Below are 20106 nucleotides of genomic sequence, written 5' to 3'. Positions count from 1 at the left end.
ATTCAGGTTGAGGCGACTGATCGGTGTTTGGTCTTGCGCAGGGAGGCGGGCCATGTACATCATCCGGCCATGACGCTCCTGCTTCGCACACTCACGATTGCCGCCCTCTGGGCAGGTCTGGCGCTTGCTCCTTCCGTCGCGCAGGCGCAACCGGCGCAAGGCTCCGAGCCGCCTTACGAGCAGGACCTTCTGCGGCTCGCGGAAGTTATGGGCGCCTTGCACTTCCTCCGCCCCTTGTGCGGAAATGACGACGAGCCCTCCTGGCGCGACCGGATGACCACGCTCCTGGACACCGAAGTTGTGGAAGAAAACCGCCGGCGACGCTTCATCGCGCGGTTTAACCGCGGATATCGTGGTTTCTCAACCGTTTACCGAGATTGCACAATCTCCGCGCGTCTCGCATTGAGACAGTATATATCCGAGGGCGAAACGATCATCGGCGACGTTACCAGCCGTTACGGCCGGTAAACAGAAGGTCGTGCCTTAACTCTTACCGATTGGTTAACCTTTTTCGTCAATTTTGTGAATGCTTGTTAAGTTTGCGTTCACGGTTGGTTATCCTCGCGGTTCGCCGTGCTAGGATTTTTATCAAGAGATTCGAAGGGCTTCATCCGCCGCTGATTTGGCCAAGGATGGGTAGGAACCGGTAAGGGAACAATGATTAACGACGAATACAGTGATGCGGCGATGGAAGCGGAGTTTGCCGAAGACGAGGACATTCGGCGCGCCGCTTTGGGCTTTATTTCAGATGCCTGGGCCGAGGCGATCGCCTGCGGCGTGGATGCGGATGCGGTCGCCCATGCGGCCATGTTTACCGCTCTTGCGGATCTGGTGGCGACCTATGGCGAAGATGCGGTCTCCAAGCTTGCGGAAGGGCTTCCGGAGCGGATCCAGCGCGGCGATTACACGGTCAACCGTATCTTGCAGTAATCGGCATAGACGAGACACTAAAAAGGCCGGCGCATCGTGCCGGCTTTTTATTTTCTGCGTTCGTTCTATTCAACCGAACAGGTCGAAAGCCAGGTCGGCGCCAATGACAAGTCCGAAGGCGATCAGGATATATCCGGCAATGCGATTGGCACGGTCGAGCCAGTGATCATCCATTTTTTCAGAAAACCGCGTGACGATCGCAGATAGCAGCGCCCACCACGAGGCAGCCCCCAATGCGACGCCCAGAACCATCGCCAATGCGCCGCTGTGATCGCCGGGTTGAGGACGCCATTTTCCCAGGCCACCGATGATGGCGACATAAGCCAGCACCACCCCCGGGTTCGTCAGAACCATGAAAAATGCCGCCGTCGCTTCTCTCCAAAGCCCCTTGATCCGACTGCCGTCCTCCCGCTCCAGATGCGGATGGGTGTTCATGATTTTCAGACCGAAAACGATGAGCAGGATCGCACCCGCCGTCTTGATCAGATCGAACTGGCCTTCGACGAACCGGGTGACCGCCGAAACGCCGAATATGGCGGCCGCGGCGTAGATGGCGTCGGCGACGACCGCCCCGAGCCCCACGTAAAGCCCCTGACGGAAGCCCTGCTGGGCGGCATGCTGGATCGCCATGATGTTGACCGGTCCGACCGGTGCGGTCGTGATGACGCCAATCACAAATCCGATCAAGGCGAATTCCAGAAAGCTCAAACCCCGGGCCCCTCATTTGCAGGATTGTCGTGCCTGTCGATACCGCTGCAACAGCCGGATGACAAGAATGGATGTGCACTGCGGGAATATCTGTGGTCAGCGGGGCGCCTTTGCGTGTATTGAAAGTCCGTCATTCGCGACTGGAGGGAGTGAGAGCCGTGATTGTCCGCCTGAAAATTTTGCTGGTCGCCGCAAGTGTCGCCATTGCGGGCGGCGTGCCCTGCGTGGCCGGGGCGAAAACCGTCAAGACGGATACGATTACGGTCACTCCGGGACAAACCCCGGGTGGCTCCTCCATTCCGGAAGGCGACGTTCCTTCCGTGATGCCGTCCACTCCCGAAGATGCAGAACCGGAGGCCGAAGCCGGCGCTCCGGCAAACCAGGATCAGGTGGCATTGCCGGAGGTTCTTTACGATCTCGGCCAATTGCCGCCGCCGGTGGCCCGCATGCATGCCCAATTGCTGGAAGCCGCGCTCGGAGCCGATTTCAACCGTCTGCGCATGGTGCTGGAAAGCAACGAGATGCCGCCGACGCTGTCGCTGACGGAAATCGGCGACCCGATCCAGTTTCTGAAAGAGAGCTCCGGCGACGATGACGGACTGGAGGTCCTGGGAATTCTGGCGGACACGCTGTCGGCCGGTTTCGTTCATGTGGACGTTGGCACGGCTCAGGAAATGTATATCTGGCCTTACTTCGCCCGATACCCGCTGACCCGGCTGACGCCACAGCAGAAGGTCGAGATGTACCGGCTGATCACTTCCGCCGACTTTGCGGAAATGGAGGACTATGGCGTCTGGCTGTTCTACCGGGTCGGCATCGGCAAGGACGGAACCCTGCACTACTTCGTCGCGGGCGAGTAGCCCACGGGACGACTGATTTCCGCGTACCAGGCGTATCCGCGGTAGAGATCCGACGCGTTCAGGCTTGCGCCATTTTCGGCGGACAACTGTTCGAGTTCCCGCGGGAGGTCGGCACGCGGGCTGACGTGAAACTTCGCAAGCCACAGGAACAACAGCTTCCTGAAGGCCCCCGGCAGCCGGTCCTGCTGACCGAAATCCACCACGGACAGGCGCCCGCCCGGAGCAAGCCGGGCCATGCCCGCCTTGAGCGCTTCGCGCCAGACCGGGATCATAGACAGCGTATAGGAATAGATCACCCGGTCGAAGACATCGAGGCCGAAGGCGTCCGCCGCCAAAGGATCGGCGGCATCTCCCTGGCGGAACACAATCCGGTCGCCCAGTCCCGCGCGCGCAACATTGTGCCTGGCGGTCTCAAGCATGTGTTCGGAAATATCGACCCCGAAAAAGCGGGCGTCCGGATAGCGTTTCGCGGCCGCGATCAGATTGCGGCCGGTGCCGCAGCCCAGTTCCAGCACAGTGGCGCCTCGGGGCAACTCAAGCCGCTCGATCAGCCGGTCGCGCCCGAGAAGATAGTATTTCCGGGTCAGATCGTAGAAATGACGCTGGTTGCGGTAGACCGCATCCATCAGCCGCGCCGTTTCCGTGGCGGCCGCCGGGGATTTATCCGTTATAGACATACAGGTGGAACCCGCCGTAGATCGATGAACGGTCCTGCCGTCCAAGCCGCAGGCTTTCGGCTTCCTCGTAAGTCCAGCGATCGAGCGTCTCGTCCGCGACCCGTCCCGGCAGAAGCGTGGGCTCGGCCGCCGTGCGGAAGATCACCCGCGCGCCCGGCCGTGCGGTCCGCGTGATCTCGCTCCACAGCGCGTTCAGCTGGGCATCGGTCATCCAGTCCTGGGCATCGAGCAGGACATAGGCGTCGAGACTGTCGTCGGCTTCGCCCTGCAGGTGCTCGGTGAAGTTCCGGTTCAGCACCTGAACCCGGTCGGCCCGCTGGCGGATTGCGTCGAAATGCTCCCGCTTCAGGTAGGGCGGCAGGGGACCGGCTTCTCCGGTCGACTCGCCTGCTTGAGGCGCGTAACCGCGGCTGAAGGCCTGCCAGGCGAAGTAGTTGTCCTGAATGGAAAAGTCGCAGGCGAGCTTCTTCAGACGTTCTTTCAGGACCTCCGACATGTTGCCTTGCGCATTCGCGGAGACCAGCGCGTCATACTGCGCCGGCGGAATGCCGAGACCGTAAAGCGACATTTTCTTCGACGTCGCCCAGCGCACCAGCCGCTTGTCGAACAGCGGGGCAAGGGCCGTCTCGAAATAGCTGCGCTGTTCGTCGATCGAGCGAGCCTTGAGGAAATGCTTGGGATCGATGCCGTAGCGCTTGGCGATAAAATGGCCGATGCCGATGAAATAGCCGAGCAGCCCATGATGATAAAGGTCGCGGGAGAAGAGCGTGATCCGCTTGCGTCCCCAGCCGACCAGATCCCGGCCCTCCCAGTAAGCGCGGGAGTCCCCGTCCAGTTCATCGCGGAGGAACCGGTTATAAGCGGCGATATTCGCCTTTTCGTCGGCTTCGCCGAAGAAGCGGTAGAAACTGTCGTAGTTGGGCAGGCGTTGAGCCGCCAGCAGTTTCAGCCGGCCGAGCGCGACATGGGCCCGGTTGAGATCGACGGCGGTGATTTCCGCCGGATCCGCCGTCAGGTAGGACATCACGTTGCAGCCGCCGGAGGCAATCGTCACCATGCGCGATTGCGGGGTCAGCTTCAGCGCTTCCATATCGACGTCCGGATCTTCCCAGATCTGCGGATAGACCAGACCCTTGAAGGCGAAGGTGAACAGGCGTTCCAGAATTCCATCGCGGGACGTCGCTTCGGACCGGTGAACGGCATTCTTCAATCGGACCTTGGAGGCACTGAGGGTGTCGGCCCGTGGGCTAGGCGTCATCGTTCTCTCCGATTCGGCGCTCGTTTAAAAAATTTACGATGCGATACGGGAGTGAGACGACAGTTTGGTGACGCCGCGGCGATTCCGATCCCTGTCCGACAAAAAAGGCCGCCCGAAACAGGCGGCCTTTTTCGCTCAATGGGATGTTGATCGGTTACTTGGTGACGACAACGAAGTCCGTACCGAGACCCGTGTTGCGGGCAAAGGAGCGGTCCGTCACGATCAGCGAGGATCCCGGGGTCAGCATCCTGGACAGGTCACGGCGCACCTTGTCCGACAGGACCACGCGGTCGAGGATTTCCGTCGGCGTGCCGTACTGCTCGCCTTCGGCAGGCACAGCCATCCAGTCGACGTGGGCATCGCCCGGTTCGAAAGCAAGCGCGGTATAGACAAAGGTGCCGATCTTCTTGTCCGCATCCTTCAGCGTGACCGGGGCTTCGTAAATGTCGCGGAAGCTGCGGCGGATACGCAGGGTTGCGTTCTGCCCTTCTTCATAGCCCGCGTCCTGATAGATCCGGTTGACGAGAGCCGTGGTCACATTCCCGGTTACGGGCAGATCCGCCCCTTCCTGGAACAGGCTGATGGCGGCACGGGTCTTGCGGCCGACCACGCCGTCAACCGGACCGGCGTCATAGCCCATCTTGTTCAGCAGGCTCTGCAGGGTCTTCATCTGGTTCGGCTCCTGGCGCGGCGTGATGATCATGCGCAGGGGCTTGTCGAAATCCGGATTTTCCGGAGTGAGCGCCAGTTCGCGGTCCGCGTCTGTTGCGGCAACGGTTCCGCGCAAAGCCGGATCGGCGGCGATGGTTCCGGAAGACAGGCTCGCGACCGAGGTGCCGGCTTGCAGAGGCTGCGGCAGCATGGCGTGTCGGATCGGTTCCGGCTGAGCCGGCTCCTGGGTGACCACGACGTGGAGGCCGCGCTCGGTAATTCCGAACAGATCCCTGGCGAAGTCGCGCGGCAGGCGGATGCAGCCATGGGAAGCCGGATACCCCGGCAAGCGCCCCTGATGCATGGCCACACCGGACCAGGTCAGGCGTTGCATATACGGCATCGGCGCATTGTTATAGAGGTTGGAAAAGTGCTTACGGCGCTTTTCCAGGATCGAAAACACGCCGGACGGCGTGCTGCGCCCGGGACTGCCGGAGGAAATCGGCGCCGAGCGGATCAGCTCCGTCCCGCGGTAGACATTGATCTTCTGCTCTTTCAGCGAAACCAGCATCTGCAGCGGCACTTCCGGGCCAACGGCTTCGACCTGTCTGGCATCTTCGGCGTCGCGCGCCAAAGCCGCGCCTGAAACCGAAACCGCCAACAACGCCGCGGTGGCCATACCCGCGAAACGCGCGGTCGCGCGTTGTGCGGCAAATGAATTTACAAAACCAATCATCCCTTTGAGCCCTCTTACGCAAAACTCTTAAAAGCCCGAATGAACTTTTAAAGGCGACCTGTGTATTTTACGTTATGAGATAAGGTTATTAAACCGTATCCAAACCTTGTCGTGCCCCAAGACTCCCATAATGCCGCATGGGAAACTGTAATAAACATCACAGGAGTTTGTTTTGGGTCTCGAGGGGCAATCCGGCCTTCAGGCGTGCCCGGAAGGCAACACTCCCCCCCCCTCTGAGTGGGGCCGGAACGCTTGGTCGAATTGGTCAGGCAACGCTGACCACTGTTTCAGCCGCGCGGCAACCCGTCCTGGAAGAGGACCGCTTCACCGGCTGACGGCGCCGTCAGGTCTCCGTCCCACATGACCTTGTTGCCGCGCACGAAGGTACCGACCGGCCAGCCGGTGACCTCCTTGCCGTCATATGGCGTCCAGCCGCATTTGGAAGCGATCCATTCGTTGCGGATGGTCTCGCGCTTCTTCATGTCGACGATGGTGAAGTCGGCATCGTAGCCGACCGCAATCCGGCCCTTGCGGGCCGTCTGGAACAGGCGGGCCGGACCGGCGCTCGTCATGTCCACGAACCGGGCAAGGCTCAGGCGTCCGGCATTCACGTGGTCGAGCATGATCGGCACCAACGTCTGCACGCCGGTCATGCCCGACGGCGAGGCGGGATAGGGCTTCTGCTTTTCTTCCAGAAGATGCGGCGCGTGGTCGGACCCGAAAATGTCGAGGATGCCCTGCTCCAGCCCCCACCACAGGCGTTCCCCGTGGCGTGCCGCGCGCACCGGCGGGTTCATCTGCACCAGCGTGCCGAGGGTCTTGTACGCCTCGTCGGTCAGGGTGAGGTGATGGGGCGTCACCTCGATGGAGGCGATATCCTTGTGGTCGATCAGGAAGTCGACCTCTTCCGCCGTGGACAGGTGCAGGATGTGGATCTTGGCACCGACTTCGCGCGCGATCCGTACCAGGCGCTGGGTGCACTGGAGGGCGGCAATCTCGTCGCGCCAGACCGGATGGGACGTCGGATCGTTCTCGACGCGCAGGTCCTTGCGCTCGCGCAAACGGTATTCGTCCTCGGAATGGAACGCAGTCCGGCGGCGGGTCTTGGCGAGGACCGCGCGCACGCCCGCATCGTCCTCCACGAGGAGATCGCCGGTCGAGGAGCCCATGAACATCTTGATGCCCGCGGCACCCGGCAGGCGTTCCAGGTCGGGAATCTCGTCAACGTTTTCGCGTGTGCCGCCGACCCAGAAGGCAAAGTCGCAATGCATGCGGTGATGGCCGCGCTTCACCTTGTCGGCAAGCGCCGCCTCGGAGGTGGTCAGCGGATTGGTGTTCGGCATTTCGAAGACCGCCGTGACCCCGCCCATGACGGCGGCGCGCGATCCCGATTCCAGATCCTCCTTGTGATCCAGTCCCGGCTCGCGGAAATGCACCTGGCTGTCGATCACGCCGGGAAGGATATGAAGACCGGTGCAATCGATGGTCTCGCCTGCCTGTGTCCTGTCGAAACTCCCGAGACCGGCAATCCGGTTGCCGCGGATGGCGACATCGCGAACGCCCTCGCCGTCCTGATTGACCACGGTTCCGCCCTTGAGGATCAGGTCATAGGTCTCGGTCAATTTCGGGTCTCCTGGAGCAGCCAATTTGTAATGAACGGGCTTATACGCGCTTCAGCGTTTAAGGACCAGTGTTGCACACACCGCTTTTCCGGTCTTGCCCAGTTTCATATGGGCGACTATCTCCCATGAGAGATGGATCTTTTCACACAGGACATTGCCCGATGACGAAACCGCAGTTTGCCGAACTGCCGAGCCGCGGCGTGATCCGTGTCTCCGGTGCCGACGCCCACCATTTCCTGCAGAACCTGATCACCGCCGACATGGAGGAGATCGACAAGAAGGGTGCCGGCTTCGGGGCGCTGCTGACGCCGCAGGGCAAGATCCTGTTTGATTTCCTGATCCTGAAGGACGGTGATGCTTACCTGCTGGACACGCCGGCAGAGACGTTGGCCGACCTTGCCAAGCGGCTGACCTTCTACAGGCTGCGTTCCAAGGTCGAGATCGCGGATGCAAGTACGGATCTCTGCGTCTTTGCCTGCTGGAATGGCACGCCCCCGACAGACCTGCCCGGGGTTCAGGCAGAAGACCCCCGGCTTGGCGCCCTCGGCTGGCGCGTCATCGGCGAAGTCGGGTCGGTCAAAACCGCATTCGAGGCGAGCGGTTTTGCGGAAGCCAGCGACGCCGATTATGCCGCACACCGGATCGCGCTCGGCGTTCCGGAAGGCATTGCTGACTACGCCTACTCGGACGTCTTTCCCCATGACGCCGACATGGATCAGCTCGGCGGCGTCTCCTTTTCCAAGGGCTGCTACGTCGGACAGGAGGTGGTTTCGCGCGTCCATCACCGCGGCACGGCGCGCAAGAGGATAATCCGGGTATCGAGCGACGCGGCCCTGCCTGCATCCGGTACCGAGATCACGGCGGACGGCAAGGTTGTGGGAACGCTCGGCTCCATTGCCCCTGATTTAAGCGCTTCGGGCACCGGCGGAACGCTGGGGCTTGCTCTTGTCCGTCTTGACAAGGCGGCCGCCGCGCTTAAGAACGGCACCCCGTTCCAATGCGGTTCCAACCAGGTCACGTTGAGCCTGCCCGAATGGGCCGGCTTCGGCTGGCCGGAGGAGACTGCCGGGGACGACTGACACCGTTTCCAGGGAAGATCTTTCATGGCCGCAGACCGTTCGGACCAGCCGCCCAGAGCCTGGCAGAGGATGTTGTCCGGACGCCGGCTCGACCTTCTGGACCCGTCTCCCCTCGACGTGGAGATCTCCGATATCGCCCACGGTCTCGCCCGCGTTGCCCGCTGGAACGGGCAGACACGGGGCCAGCATGCCTTTTCGGTCGCCGAACATTCGCTGATCGTGGAAGATATCGCCCTGAAGCTGAAGCCGGACCTCACGCCCGACTGGCGCCAGGCGGTTCTGCTGCACGATGCCCCGGAATATGTGATCGGCGACATGATCTCGCCCTTCAAGGCGGTCATGGGCGGCGCCTACAAGGCGGTCGAGAGCCGCTTGCAGGCCGCGATCCACTTGCGGTTCGGCCTGCCGGCGGAACTTCCCCAGACCATCAAGAAGCTTGCCAAGCGAGCGGACATCATCTGTGCCTATTACGAGGCCATCGAGCTTGCGGGATTCGATGAAAAGGAGGCGGCGAAGATTTTCGGCCGCCCGCGCGGATTCGCGCCGGAAGGCGGCAAGGCGTCCGGACTCGGTCTCTCCCCCATGCCCGTCGCCAAGGCGCAGAGCCTGTTCCTTGAGCGTTTCGAGCAAATTGAGGCTCTCCGCCAGGCAGACGCAAATGCTAAAAATGGGAACAACGGAAAAAAGAAGACGACCTGACGGGTGACCTTGCTCCCGGAGACAGGTACGATTCATCAAAAGAACAAATCAATGGATCGCCATGCTCCATGTGTGCTCGCTTTCGCGCCTTCCTGAAACCGTCGAAAAGACGGGCGCGACCCATCTCGTGACCCTGATCAACGCGGACACGCCGGTCCCGACCCCTCCGGGCATCGATCCGGACCGGCACCTGTTTCTTGGCTTCAACGACATCGTCGATGCGGTCGAAGGCCTGACGCCGCCGGCGGAGGTCCATGTCGTCCGTCTGCTGGAGTTCGTCCGGAGCTGGGAGCGTGAAGGCCCCCTGGTGATCCATTGCTGGGCCGGCATAAGCCGATCCACGGCAGGCGCCTATATCACCGCCTGCGCGCTCAACCCTGAGGCCGACGAATACAATCTTGCAAGCCGCCTGCGCGAGCGCGCACCGTCGGCGACGCCGAACAGCCGTCTGGTTGCCATGGCGGACAAGATCCTGAACCGGGACGGGCGGATGATCGATGCGATCCGGGAGATCGGACGCGGCGCCTCCGCCTTCGAAGGTACGCCCTTCCTGATGCCCATGGACTGAACGACGCCGCTTCAAGGACGCCGGGAGAGCGAATGCCAGACCAGAAAGCAGCGATCGAAATCGGACTGAACGCCGTCATCGTTGCCGTTTCTTCCGGCATGCCCCAGATCGTCGAAGTCAACGACCCGGAGGGAAAGGAGCCTGACAGCCTGCCGTTCGGCCCCTTCGACCCGCTGCACCACCGTACATTCGAAATCGGCCTGAGGACCTGGGTGGAAGAGCAGACCGCCCTGCGCTTGGGCTATATCGAACAACTCTATACCTTCGGCGACCGGGGCCGGCACAGGCACATGGGCGATGCCGGCCCTCACATGGTCTCGGTCGGCTATCTGGCGCTGACCCGGCAAACACCGGATTCGGAGACGATGCTGGCACGGCACCACTCCGCCTGGCGCTCCTGGTACGACTATTTTCCCTGGGAAGACTGGCGCGACGGCAGGCCGGCCCTGCTCGATGCCGACCTTCTTCCCGCCCTTCAGGAATGGTCCAGAGAAGCGCCCCCGAAGGATACGCCGGCACGGGCCCTGAGCCGGCCGGAACGGCTGCGGCTTGCCTTCGGCAACGATCCGTCCGCCTGGGACGAGGAGCGAACGCTGGACCGTTACGAGCTTCTTTATGAAGCCGGACTGGTCCCGGAAGCCCTGCGCGACGGACGGCCCGCGGCCCGGAACCGGGATATCCTGCCCGCCTTCGGCCGGCCGATGCGGTTCGATCACCGCAGGGTGCTGGCGACCGCGATCTCGAGACTGCGTGCCAAACTGAAATACCGGCCGGTGGTGTTCGAACTGATGCCGGCAACCTTCACCCTGACCGATCTGCAGACGTCGGTCGAGGCGATTTCGGGCCGTCATCTGCACAAGCAGAACTTCCGCAGGCTGGTGGAAAACGCCAACCTGGTCGAGCCGACGGGCGCGACTTCGACCGCCACCGGCGGCCGGCCCGCCGCCCTGTTCCGGTTCCGGCACGAGATCCTGACAGAACGCCCGGCCCTTGGCCTTCGTGTCGGCGGGCGTTGAGTTAGAGCGATGCGCTCCAGGCGCTCAGCTCCGGCCTTCCTCGTCGAGCCGAGCAGCCCATCCGTGAGCCCACTGGCCAAGAGGCCGCAGCAACTCGTAAAGCTTTACGCCTTCGGCCGTCGCTTCGTATCCCGATCCTGAATGCTCGATCAGGCCGGCTTCGCGCAATTCTTTCAGCCGTGTGTTCAAAACCGACGGCGACACGGTCTCACAATGCGCTTGCAGCTGGCGAAACGTGCACGAACCGTTCCGGTTCAGGACCCATAGCACCCCCATCGCCCAGCGCCGTCCAAGCAGATCGAACACCGCCATGATGGGCTCGCCGGATCTGGACCCGCGTACGGGTGAACCGGGTTTCGGAATCCGAGTCTCTTTTTTTGCTACTTTTTTCATAGCGATCCAACGCTCTGCATGATATTCAAATGCTACTTTTTTAATAGCATGCGTTCAGGAAAGTGCAATGTCGGTTCTCGCTTCCACAACAGCCCTTGCCGCCTCCGGATGCTGGGCTGTCGGCGCCATTCTCGCCGAGAGGCCGTCCCGGGAACTCGGCAGTTTCCGCATTACCCGCATTCAACTTGTCAGTTCCGCACCACCGCTGGCTCTTCTGGTCAGCTGGACCGGTGGATGGGGAACGGTTTCCCTGTCTCACTGGCCCGCGCTTTTGAGCAGCACGTTTCTGGGCGTTCTTCTCGGCAATCTGGCCATGATGGCCTGTTTGCGGCGCGGTGGCCCCCGCTACATGCAGCTCCTGATGGCACTCAGTCCGGTTTGGGCCCTTGTTCTTTCAAACCTTTATCTGGGCGAGAACATCTCACTGACCGAAGCCTCGGGATGTGTGGTGACGATGCTCGGGATCATCATCGCCATCTTCTTCCGAAAGCGGGAAATCCAGGTCACGAAACTGGAAAAACCGGGCGGTTCGTTGATGCCGGTAATCGGTTTCGGCCTGATCGCATCTTTCTGCCAAGCCGTCGGGTTTATCCTTTTGAAGCCGGTCATGACGGACGGCATGTCCCCCCTTGCCACATCCTTTCTACGAACCGGCATAGCAGCGGTTCTGATCGTGTTCCTTGGCTTCCTGCCCATTCGCGGCGCGAGAACCGAGACGGTCGCAAGCCTGTCTCTCATCCTGCGGGCCGTCCTGCCGGGGCTGCTCGGCTACGTATGTGCCGTTTCCCTGCTGTTGTTTGCCTTCAGTCAGGGCCATGCCGGCGTCGTCGCGGTGCTCGGAGCGACCGCGCCTGTTCTCATGCTGCCGATGCTTTGGCTGACAGGTACGGGAACCATACCGTGGACGGCCTGGGTCGGGGCCGTCGTCACTACGGCAGGAACCGCTATCCTGATTACCGGATAGGGTAATCAGACAAAGCCGGACAATCGACCGGCAGCCGGACGGTTAACCATAGCCTGTCAACTCTGCTGAGGCTCGGCGCGAATTTCCGCGATTTTCGCGCTTATTAACGGTCTTTCAAGGTTAAGCGGCCAATCTCAATTTCAGGTTGGGCATTCATGCCCCGTTAGTGAGTTCAAGTCCGCATAGGTCGGACACGCGTAACGAGTTGGAGTTGGCTGCGTATGTCTGGCCGTCGTCACCGCCCGAGCCGGCGGTCCTCTTCCCCGATTTCTTCGAGAAAACGCGCAAGCCGCATGTCCTGGCGGCGGTTGAAACATCTGTCCATCGCCAGTTTCTTCGCCTTCGCCTTCCTGACGGAGGCCACCGGCGAACAGGACATCATCGCGCTGATTGCGGCGGAAAAGGCGGAAGCGCCTCGCTGGACCATGGCGCTGGAGCCGGCGAACTTCATGACAACCCTGAAGCCGACGCTTTCCCTGAAGGACGTCCGTCCACCAGCGCCGGCTTCCGGTCCTCAGTTCCGGCTGGCTTCCGGGATCGGGAACGACCCGGGAACCACGATCGGCGGCCTCGACGACATCGTCCGCGACACCCGTCCCACGGAAATACCGGATGTCATGGCCGTCAACCGGGCCGGAAAAGGCAACCGCCTGATCACGATGGCGCCGGACCGGCAGATGGTCGAACAGGCGTCCGGCACCGTCTTTGCCATGCCGAGCCTGATCGACGGCGAGAAAAAGGCGGGAATGCCGCGCGTGGCCTTCGTCAAGGCTCAGCCACTGAGCAAGTCGCAATCGAGCGCGATTGCCGACAATGCGGCCAGGAGAGGAAGCTCAAACGGCCCGATCGACCTTCAGAAGGTCATGATGGCCCGCAACGCGGCCGCCGCGAGTTTCTCCCTCGTTTCGGCCTATGCGCCCGAATCCGTCCAGGACACCAAGGAGCCGTTCGACGCGCTCTTCGGGGCCGCCAAATACGAACAGGACATGCCGCCGCCGGAAGATCCGGACAATCCGCACTGGTGGGCACAGCGCCCCCTGCCCCAATCCGTGTGGGAGTCGAAGCAAGAGCGTTGCCTGGCGGAAGCGATTTATTTCGAAGCGCGCGGCGAAAGCGAGGAAGGCCAGGTAGCCGTCGGCCAGGTGGTGCTGAACCGGGTCAAGAACCCGGCCTATCCGGATTCGATCTGCGGCGTGGTCTATCAGAACAAGCACAGGCGCAACCGCTGTCAGTTCTCCTTTGCCTGTGACGGCATTGCGGACCGGATTTCACAGCCCGGCGCCTGGAAAACCGCAGAGAAAATCGCCAAGGACGTCATCGGCGGCAAGCAGTATCTGAAAATGGTCGATGCCTCGACCCACTACCACGCCACCTACGTCAAGCCCCGCTGGGCCAAGGCCATGGTCAAGCGCGGCAAGATCGGCGAGCATATTTTCTACAAGACCTATGGCGGCAGCTGGAACTAGCTGGAACAAACGCCAGAAAATTGAGAAGGGCGTGCCGATCGGGCACGCCTTTTTCATTTGTCCTAGCCGATTTCGATATCAAGCCCGAGATCGAGTACCGGGGACGAATGGGTGATCCAGCCGGAGGAAATCAGGTCGACGCCGGATTCGGCGATCGCCTTGACTGTATCGGCCTCGATGCCACCGGAGGCTTCCAGCGGAACCCGGCCCGCGGTGATCGCAACGGCTTCTCTCAGACGGTCCGGATCAAAGTTGTCGAGCAGGATCACATCCGGCCCGCAGGCCAGGGCTTCCTTCAGCTGTTCCAGCGTATCGACTTCGACCTCGAGCTTCACCAGATGGCCCTTGAAGGCCTTGGCCGCCTCGATCGCCTGAGTCACGCCGCCGGCGACGGCGATATGGTTGTCCTTGATCAGGATCGCATCGTCGAGGCCGAAGCGGTGGTTCGATCCGCCGCCGCAACGCACGGCGTATTTCTCGAAAGTCCTGAGCCCCGGCGTCGTCTTGCGGGTGCAGACGATATCGGCGCTGGTATGGGCGATCAGATCGGCGAACCGGGCGGTCGCCGTTGCCACACCCGACAGATGTCCGAGGAAATTCAGCGCGACCCGTTCCGCCGACAGGATGGCGCGGGCCGGCCCCGAAATGCGGGCAACGACCGTTCCCTTTTCCAACCGGTCGCCGTCTGCGGCAACGGTCTCGAAGTTGATCGCGTCGTCGGTCAGGCGAAAGGCGCTTTCGGCCAGCGCCAGTCCGGCAAGGACCCCCGGCTTGCGGGCGGCAATGACTGCCGTGGCTGTGGCTTCGGCCGGGATCGTCGCCTGGCTGGTGAGATCTCCCGCCCGGCCCCAGTCTTCCAGAAGGGCGGCCTTGACGGCCTCCTCGACGATCAGACGGGGAAGAACGGGAAGCTGGGCGGTCATGGATCGGTCCGTTTCTGGTTGTTACGGTCAGGCTGTGGCGATTTCCTCACAGGCCGCCTTCGCGATCTCATCGACCTCACTCAATGTGGTGAAGGACCGTCTGGCCTGTACCGGATCGGCGTCGGGGAAGTCGGAGCGGAAATGCCCGCCACGGCTTTCGGTGCGTTTGAGAGCTGAAGCGGCGATGATCTTGCCGGCAATCATCATGTTGCGGATGGAGATCCGGGTACAGGCCTGCTCGACACTGGTGATGGTGGCAAGCGCCTGTTTCAGACCGGCCGCATCCCGCTCCACGCCGACCAGATTGCTCATGGTATCGCGCAGCACCGTGATGGCGTCGCGTTCTTCCATGTTGCGCTGGCTGGGCAGACCCGGTTCGCTGTCGAGCGCATTCCAGTATGCGCTGCGCGGGGTCGGCATCAGTCCCTGGATATCCTCTGCGATCCTCGCGGCAAAGACGACGGCCTCGAGCAGGGAATTCGATGCCAGCCGGTTTGCGCCGTGAGCGCCGGTCGAGGCGACTTCGCCGGCGGCCCACAGGTTGTCGAGGGAGGTACGCCCGTTCGCATCGGTCAGGATGCCTCCCATGTGATAGTGCTGGGCCGGGGTGACCGGGATCGGCTGCGCCACCGGATCGATGCCGGCTTCCGCACAAGCGGCAAAGACGGTCGGATAGCGGTCCTTGAACTTCGCGCCAATGGCCGTCCGGCAATCCAGGAACGCACCGCGTCCGGCCACGCGCTCGCGGTGGATCGCCCGGGCGACGATGTCGCGCGGCGCGAGTTCCGCGGCCGCGTGGATCTTCGCCATGAAACGCTCGCCGGCGGCATTGATCAGCGTAGCGCCGTCGCCGCGCAGGGCTTCGGTCGCAAGTGGCGCCGGGTCCTTGCCGACATCCAACGCGGTCGGGTGAAACTGGACGAATTCCGCATCGGCGATGACAGCCCCGGCCCGGGCGGCGAGGGCAAGGCCATGGCCGTTCGCCTCGCCGGGATTGGTGGTCACCGCATAAAGATGGCCGATCCCGCCTGAGGCAAGCACAACCGCCTTTGCCGGAAACGCCATGCGCTCCAGGCCGCCGCGCTTGCGGGCGAGAACGCCGGTGACATAGCGGCCTTCGACCATCAGGCTTTCGCCCATATAGCCTTCCATGACCCGGATGGACGGCGTGTTATGAACGGCTGCGACAAGGGCATCCATGATGGCCTTGCCGGCCATGTCGCCGCGGACGCGCACGACGCGGTTTTCCGAGTGCGCCGCTTCGCGGGAGAGCTGCAGGCGCCCTTCCAGGTCCTTGTCGAACGGCACCCCGTAGGACAAGAGGTCGCGGATCCGTTCGCCCGCTTCGCGGGTCATCTGCTCGACGATCTTTTCCTCGCACAGGCCATCGCCGGCAGCGAGCGTGTCGTCCCGGTGCTTTTCCGCGCTGTCGTGTTCGGAGACGGCGGCAGCGATCCCGCCCTGGGCCCAGGCGGACGAAGCGCCCTTGCCGATCGGCGCATTGGTGATCACCGTCACCGGTCTCGGCGCCAGTTTCAAGGCGCAGAAGAGGCCCGTAAGGCCGCCGCCCAGAATGACGACGTCATCGACATCCTTGCCTGCCCGCGCAGGCGCGAAATCCTCAAGCGATACGCTCATGGAATACTTCCCAAGACAAGCCGATTCAGGGCGAGTGGCCGGTCAGCTTTTCAGATTGATCATACGTTCGACCGCAACGCGAGCCTTTTCGGCCACCACCGGATCGACCGTCACTTCTTCCTTCATTTCGACCAGAGAGTCGAGGATCTTGGTCAGGGTGATCCGCTTCATGTGCGGACAGAGATTGCACGGCCGGACAAACTCCACATCCGGCGTCTCACTCGCCACGTTGTCGGCCATGGAGCATTCCGTGATCATCATCACCTTCTTCGGTTGCTCGGTCTTCACCCAGTCGATCATATGTGCGGTGGATCCGGCAAAGTCGGCTTCCGCGACCACCTCGGGCGGGCATTCGGGGTGCGCGATGATCTTCACGCCCGGATCGATCCTGCGATAGTCGCGCAGCTCCTCGGCGGTGAAGCGTTCATGGACCTCGCAGGCGCCGTCCCAGACCAGGACCTCCACATCGGTCTTGTTGCCGACATTGGCGGCCAGATACTTGTCCGGGATCAGGAACACCCGGTCGGCGCCGAAACTCTCGACCACCTGAAGGGCGTTGGAGGAGGTGCAGCAGATATCGCATTCCGCCTTCACATCGGCCGACGTGTTCACATAGGTGATGATCGGCACGCCGGGATTGCGTTGCCTGAGACCGCGAACGTCTTCGGCGGTAATCGATTCCGCCAGCGAACAACCGGCGTGCATATCCGGGATCAGAACGGTCTTTTCCGGGCTCAGGATCTTCGACGTCTCGGCCATGAAGTGGACGCCGCACTGGATGATGATGTCCGCATCGGTGCGTGTCGCCTCGATGGCAAGCTGCAGGCTGTCGCCGACGATGTCCGCGACGCCATGGAAGATGTCCGGCGTCATGTAGTTGTGCGCCAGGACGACCGCGTTGCGCTCCTTCTTCAGCCGGTTGATGGCATGGATCGTGGGAGCCAGCACCGGCCATTCGATCGCCGGGACGATGTGCCTGACCTTTTCGTAGATCGGCGCGGTCGCTTCCGCCACCTCGGGCGTATAGTCGAGCGCCGGGCGTTCGATCCTCCCGAACCGGTCGATGGCACGCTCTGCCGAATGGGACCCTGCACGCGGTGCCGCTGCATTCCTGGCTATGGTCATGGGGACCTCCCTATATATACTCAATTTGAGTATATCAATGACAAAAGAAAACGGGCCAAGGGCCCTCTGCCGTCTTTTGCTCTGATTGAGTTTATATAGGCGGTTCCTCCCCTGAAATCTACCGGGTTCGTCGCCTAATTTTTCCTTCTTGGAACATCATCAATCTTTTCAAAGCCTTAGATAATTTCCAGAGACAGTCAAACCCTAAAGGGGGCTGGACGACCGCCGCTCCAGCCGACGAATTGCCCCTGTATCTGCCGGTCCGGATCCATCCCCTAATTCATTCCAAACATTTATGGATCGATCAGAAAAAATCGCTTTCTCCTATCCGTTAGCGCGTTTATCGTAAGGTAACGATGAATAACAGCGGCCAAGGCCGCAGCTGCGGGATCTCATGTCCGACGATACTTTCTACCCTGCCAAAAGCGGTCCGAACGTTCCCCTTGTGATCGTCTGCGGCTGCGTGATCGCGTTGTTGTCCTTCGGCCCGCGTTCGGCCATGGGCTTCTTCTTTCAGCCGATGACCGAGGCCCATGACTGGAGCCGGGAAATCTTCGCGCTTGCCATTGCCATACAGAACCTGATCTGGGGTGCGGCCCAGCCGGTGGCCGGCATGATGGCCGATCGCTACGGGACCTGGAAGACCATGAGCCTGGGCGCTGTTCTCTACGCAGCCGGCCTGCTTCTGATGGCGAATGCCGAAACGCCGATGGCGTTGCACCTGTCCGGCGGTGTCCTGATTGGCCTGGGCATCGCCTTTTCCTCGTTTTCTCTCGTGATCGCCGCCTTCGGACGGGTGGTGACCCCCGAACAGCGGTCGATCGCCTTCGGCATCGGGACGGCTTCCGGATCGCTCGGACAGTTCGTCTTCGCCCCGCTCGGCAATTCCCTGATCGAGGGCTTCGGCTGGCAGGAAACGCTGATCGTGTTTTCCGGCCTGCTCATGGCGATCCCGCTGCTGGCCATCGCGCTCAGGGGCCGTCCGCACGCACCGGCAAGCATGGGCCTGGGTCCGGACCAAAGTCTCACACAGGCCATGGCGGAAGCCTTCGGCACCCGCAGTTTCCTTCTGCTGACCCTGGGTTTCTTCGTCTGCGGCTTTCACGTTGCCTTCATCACCGTCCATCTGCCGCCCTATATCGCCGATCTCGGCCTGGACCCGTCGTGGGGCGCGATCGCGATCGCTCTGATCGGCCTGTGCAACATCGTTGGCTCGCTGGTTTCCGGCTATATCGGCGGGCGCTATTCCAAGTCGCATTTCCTGTCGCTGATCTATTTCGCCCGGGCGATCGTCATCACGGTGTTCATTCTGGTTCCGGCATCCCCGCTGACGGTTCTGGTGTTCGCTGCCGCGATGGGCTTCCTATGGCTGTCCACGGTGCCGCCGACATCGGGACTTGTCGCCGTCATGTTCGGCCCGCGCTACATGGCAACCCTGTTCGGCTTCGTTTTCTTCTCTCACCAGATCGGATCCTTCCTCGGCGTTTGGCTGGGCGGTTATCTCTACGACACCACCGGATCCTATGACGCCATCTGGTGGATGGGCATCGCGCTCGGCCTCTTTGCCGCGGTCATTCACTGGCCGATCAAGGAGCAACCCGTCGCCCGGCTTGCCGGACAACCGGCGCAATAAGAGCAGACCCGGACTTGAGGGAATGCATCGGCTCTCCGGTGCTTGACCTTCCGCCCCCGCCGTGGCACCTGTCGCGCCGAATAACGGCCCTGCCTATATCCACGCGGAAAAGCTTCTCATGTCGAACGACGCCATCCCGGCGCACATGCGCCCCCAGAACTCCTTTCAAGGCCTGATCCTGACCCTGCAGCGGTTCTGGGCCGATCAGGGATGCGTCGTGCTTCAGCCCTATGACATGGAAGTGGGTGCAGGTACCTTTCACCCTGCCACCACCCTGCGCTCGCTCGGACCGCGTCCATGGAAGGCGGCCTATGTGCAGCCGTCGCGCCGGCCGACCGACGGGCGCTACGGCGAAAATCCGAACCGCCTGCAGCACTATTACCAGTTCCAGGTGATCCTGAAGCCGTCGCCCGCCGACCTGCAGGACCTTTACCTGAAGTCGCTCTACGCCATCGGCCTCGACCCAAAGGTCCACGACATCCGCTTCGTGGAAGACGATTGGGAAAGCCCGACGCTTGGCGCCTGGGGCCTTGGCTGGGAGTGCTGGTGCGACGGCATGGAAGTGTCCCAGTTCACCTACTTCCAGCAGGTGGCGGGCTTCGAATGCTCACCGGTTTCCGGCGAACTCACCTACGGCCTGGAACGCATCGCCATGTATATCCAGGGCGTCGATAACGTCTACGACCTGAACTACAACGGCCGCGAGGGCGACGAGAAGGTCACCTATGGCGACGTCTTCCTGCAGGCCGAACAGGAATATTCCCGGCACAATTTCGAACATGCCGACACGGACATGCTGTTCCGCCACTTCAAGGACGCGGAAAACGAATGCAAGGCGCTGCTTGCCGCCGGTGCCAAGGCCCGTGAAGACGCCGGCGCACCGGTGCATCAGGTGGTGCTGCCGGCCTACGACCAGTGCATCAAGGCCAGCCATGCCTTCAATCTGCTGGACGCGCGCGGCGTCATCTCGGTGACCGAGCGCCAGAGCTATATCCTGCGGGTCCGCGAGCTGGCGAAAGCCTGCGGCGCGGCCTTCCTGGAAACGGAAGCCGGCGGCGTCGGCTACGAGGGCTGAACCGTCCCTGATCGGGCGCAACTCGTTACCCTTACGGATGACTTTTTTACGCTGAGGGGCTAGCCTTCGCGAAAATCGATTGCGG

Annotated in this window: 20 protein-coding genes; 11 read left to right on the top strand and 9 right to left on the bottom strand. The window is 62.0% G+C overall.

Annotated features, from left to right (window positions below):
* Window positions 1-69: 69 nt before the first annotated feature.
* Both ACN0SO_RS07545 and ACN0SO_RS07540 read left to right on the top strand, forming a co-directional pair.
* The gene (locus ACN0SO_RS07545; RefSeq protein ID WP_417676140.1) at window positions 70-468 is read left to right on the top strand and encodes a TIGR02301 family protein; all 399 of its coding nucleotides are present in this window, start codon (window positions 70-72) and stop codon (window positions 466-468) included.
* 189 nt (window positions 469-657) lie between these two features.
* On the top strand, window positions 658-930 hold the full coding sequence (locus tag ACN0SO_RS07540) for a hypothetical protein (protein ID WP_417676138.1): 273 nt from the start codon (window positions 658-660) through the stop codon (window positions 928-930).
* Window positions 931-999: 69 nt separating this feature from the next.
* On the opposite strand, the gene ACN0SO_RS07535 is transcribed toward ACN0SO_RS07540, so the two are convergent.
* Window positions 1000-1638 carry a LysE family translocator gene (locus tag ACN0SO_RS07535; RefSeq protein ID WP_417676136.1) on the bottom strand — a complete coding sequence of 213 codons (639 nt, stop codon included), beginning with the start codon at window positions 1636-1638 and terminating at the stop codon, window positions 1000-1002.
* A 158-nt stretch (window positions 1639-1796) separates the two neighbouring features.
* On the opposite strand from ACN0SO_RS07535, the gene ACN0SO_RS07530 reads away from it, so the two are divergent.
* Window positions 1797-2498, top strand: a complete 702-nt coding sequence (locus tag ACN0SO_RS07530) for a hypothetical protein (protein WP_417676134.1) — start codon at window positions 1797-1799, stop codon at window positions 2496-2498.
* On the opposite strand, the gene ACN0SO_RS07525 is transcribed toward ACN0SO_RS07530, so the two are convergent.
* The 4 genes from ACN0SO_RS07525 to ACN0SO_RS07510 form a co-directional block, all read right to left on the bottom strand.
* Entirely contained in the window at window positions 2477-3175 is a 699-nt protein-coding gene (locus ACN0SO_RS07525) for a class I SAM-dependent methyltransferase (RefSeq protein ID WP_417676132.1), read from the bottom strand. The two genes, ACN0SO_RS07530 and ACN0SO_RS07525, sit on opposite strands and share 22 nt — an antisense overlap.
* Window positions 3159-4433, bottom strand: coding sequence for a DUF3419 family protein (locus tag ACN0SO_RS07520; protein WP_417676131.1), 1275 nt, complete (start codon window positions 4431-4433; stop codon window positions 3159-3161). Before ACN0SO_RS07520 ends, ACN0SO_RS07525 begins: the two co-directional genes overlap by 17 nt.
* A gap of 154 nt (window positions 4434-4587) precedes the next feature.
* Entirely contained in the window at window positions 4588-5820 is a 1233-nt protein-coding gene (locus tag ACN0SO_RS07515) for a L,D-transpeptidase (RefSeq protein WP_417676129.1), read from the bottom strand.
* A gap of 287 nt (window positions 5821-6107) precedes the next feature.
* Window positions 6108-7442, bottom strand: coding sequence for a dihydroorotase (locus ACN0SO_RS07510; protein ID WP_417676127.1), 1335 nt, complete (start codon window positions 7440-7442; stop codon window positions 6108-6110).
* A 161-nt stretch (window positions 7443-7603) separates the two neighbouring features.
* Between ACN0SO_RS07510 and ACN0SO_RS07505 the strand changes: the two genes are divergently transcribed.
* The 4 genes from ACN0SO_RS07505 (at window position 7604) to ACN0SO_RS07490 (ending at window position 10804) form a co-directional block, all read left to right on the top strand.
* Window positions 7604-8521, top strand: coding sequence for a YgfZ/GcvT domain-containing protein (locus ACN0SO_RS07505; RefSeq protein ID WP_417676125.1), 918 nt, complete (start codon window positions 7604-7606; stop codon window positions 8519-8521).
* 24 nt (window positions 8522-8545) lie between these two features.
* A complete protein-coding gene (locus tag ACN0SO_RS07500; RefSeq protein ID WP_417676123.1) occupies window positions 8546-9220 on the top strand; it encodes a YfbR-like 5'-deoxynucleotidase in 675 nt (224 codons plus the stop codon).
* Window positions 9221-9281: 61 nt separating this feature from the next.
* Entirely contained in the window at window positions 9282-9788 is a 507-nt protein-coding gene (locus ACN0SO_RS07495; protein ID WP_417676121.1) for a tyrosine phosphatase family protein, read from the top strand.
* Window positions 9789-9820: 32 nt separating this feature from the next.
* On the top strand, window positions 9821-10804 hold the full coding sequence (locus tag ACN0SO_RS07490) for an NUDIX hydrolase (protein WP_417676119.1): 984 nt from the start codon (window positions 9821-9823) through the stop codon (window positions 10802-10804).
* 24 nt (window positions 10805-10828) lie between these two features.
* On the opposite strand, the gene ACN0SO_RS07485 is transcribed toward ACN0SO_RS07490, so the two are convergent.
* Entirely contained in the window at window positions 10829-11116 is a 288-nt protein-coding gene (locus tag ACN0SO_RS07485) for a winged helix-turn-helix transcriptional regulator (RefSeq protein WP_417676117.1), read from the bottom strand.
* 148 nt (window positions 11117-11264) lie between these two features.
* Between ACN0SO_RS07485 and ACN0SO_RS07480 the strand changes: the two genes are divergently transcribed.
* Together ACN0SO_RS07480 and ACN0SO_RS07475 are read left to right on the top strand one after the other, a co-directional pair.
* Entirely contained in the window at window positions 11265-12161 is an 897-nt protein-coding gene (locus ACN0SO_RS07480; RefSeq protein ID WP_417676115.1) for a DMT family transporter, read from the top strand.
* Window positions 12162-12454: 293 nt separating this feature from the next.
* On the top strand, window positions 12455-13627 hold the full coding sequence (locus ACN0SO_RS07475) for a cell wall hydrolase (RefSeq protein WP_417676113.1): 1173 nt from the start codon (window positions 12455-12457) through the stop codon (window positions 13625-13627).
* A gap of 62 nt (window positions 13628-13689) precedes the next feature.
* Here ACN0SO_RS07475 and nadC read toward each other — a convergent pair whose 3' ends face one another.
* From nadC to nadA, 3 genes are read right to left on the bottom strand one after another with little or no spacing between them, the layout of a single operon-like run.
* Window positions 13690-14550 carry a carboxylating nicotinate-nucleotide diphosphorylase gene (gene nadC, locus ACN0SO_RS07470; protein ID WP_417676111.1) on the bottom strand — a complete coding sequence of 287 codons (861 nt, stop codon included), beginning with the start codon at window positions 14548-14550 and terminating at the stop codon, window positions 13690-13692.
* A 27-nt stretch (window positions 14551-14577) separates the two neighbouring features.
* Window positions 14578-16188, bottom strand: a complete 1611-nt coding sequence (locus ACN0SO_RS07465) for an L-aspartate oxidase (protein WP_417676109.1) — start codon at window positions 16186-16188, stop codon at window positions 14578-14580.
* Between the two features lie 42 nt (window positions 16189-16230).
* Window positions 16231-17313, bottom strand: a complete 1083-nt coding sequence (gene nadA / locus ACN0SO_RS07460) for a quinolinate synthase NadA (protein WP_417676107.1) — start codon at window positions 17311-17313, stop codon at window positions 16231-16233.
* 394 nt (window positions 17314-17707) lie between these two features.
* On the opposite strand from nadA, the gene ACN0SO_RS07455 reads away from it, so the two are divergent.
* Together ACN0SO_RS07455 and ACN0SO_RS07450 are read left to right on the top strand one after the other, a co-directional pair.
* Window positions 17708-18946, top strand: a complete 1239-nt coding sequence (locus ACN0SO_RS07455) for an MFS transporter (protein ID WP_417676105.1) — start codon at window positions 17708-17710, stop codon at window positions 18944-18946.
* Between the two features lie 145 nt (window positions 18947-19091).
* Entirely contained in the window at window positions 19092-20021 is a 930-nt protein-coding gene (locus tag ACN0SO_RS07450) for a glycine--tRNA ligase subunit alpha (RefSeq protein ID WP_417676414.1), read from the top strand.
* The last annotated feature ends 85 nt before the right edge of the window (window positions 20022-20106 follow it).

This window comes from Roseibium sp. (assembly GCF_048260565.1).
Classification (GTDB): Bacteria; Pseudomonadota; Alphaproteobacteria; order Rhizobiales; family Stappiaceae; genus Roseibium.
This window is presented reverse-complemented; position numbering and strand designations above follow the sequence as displayed.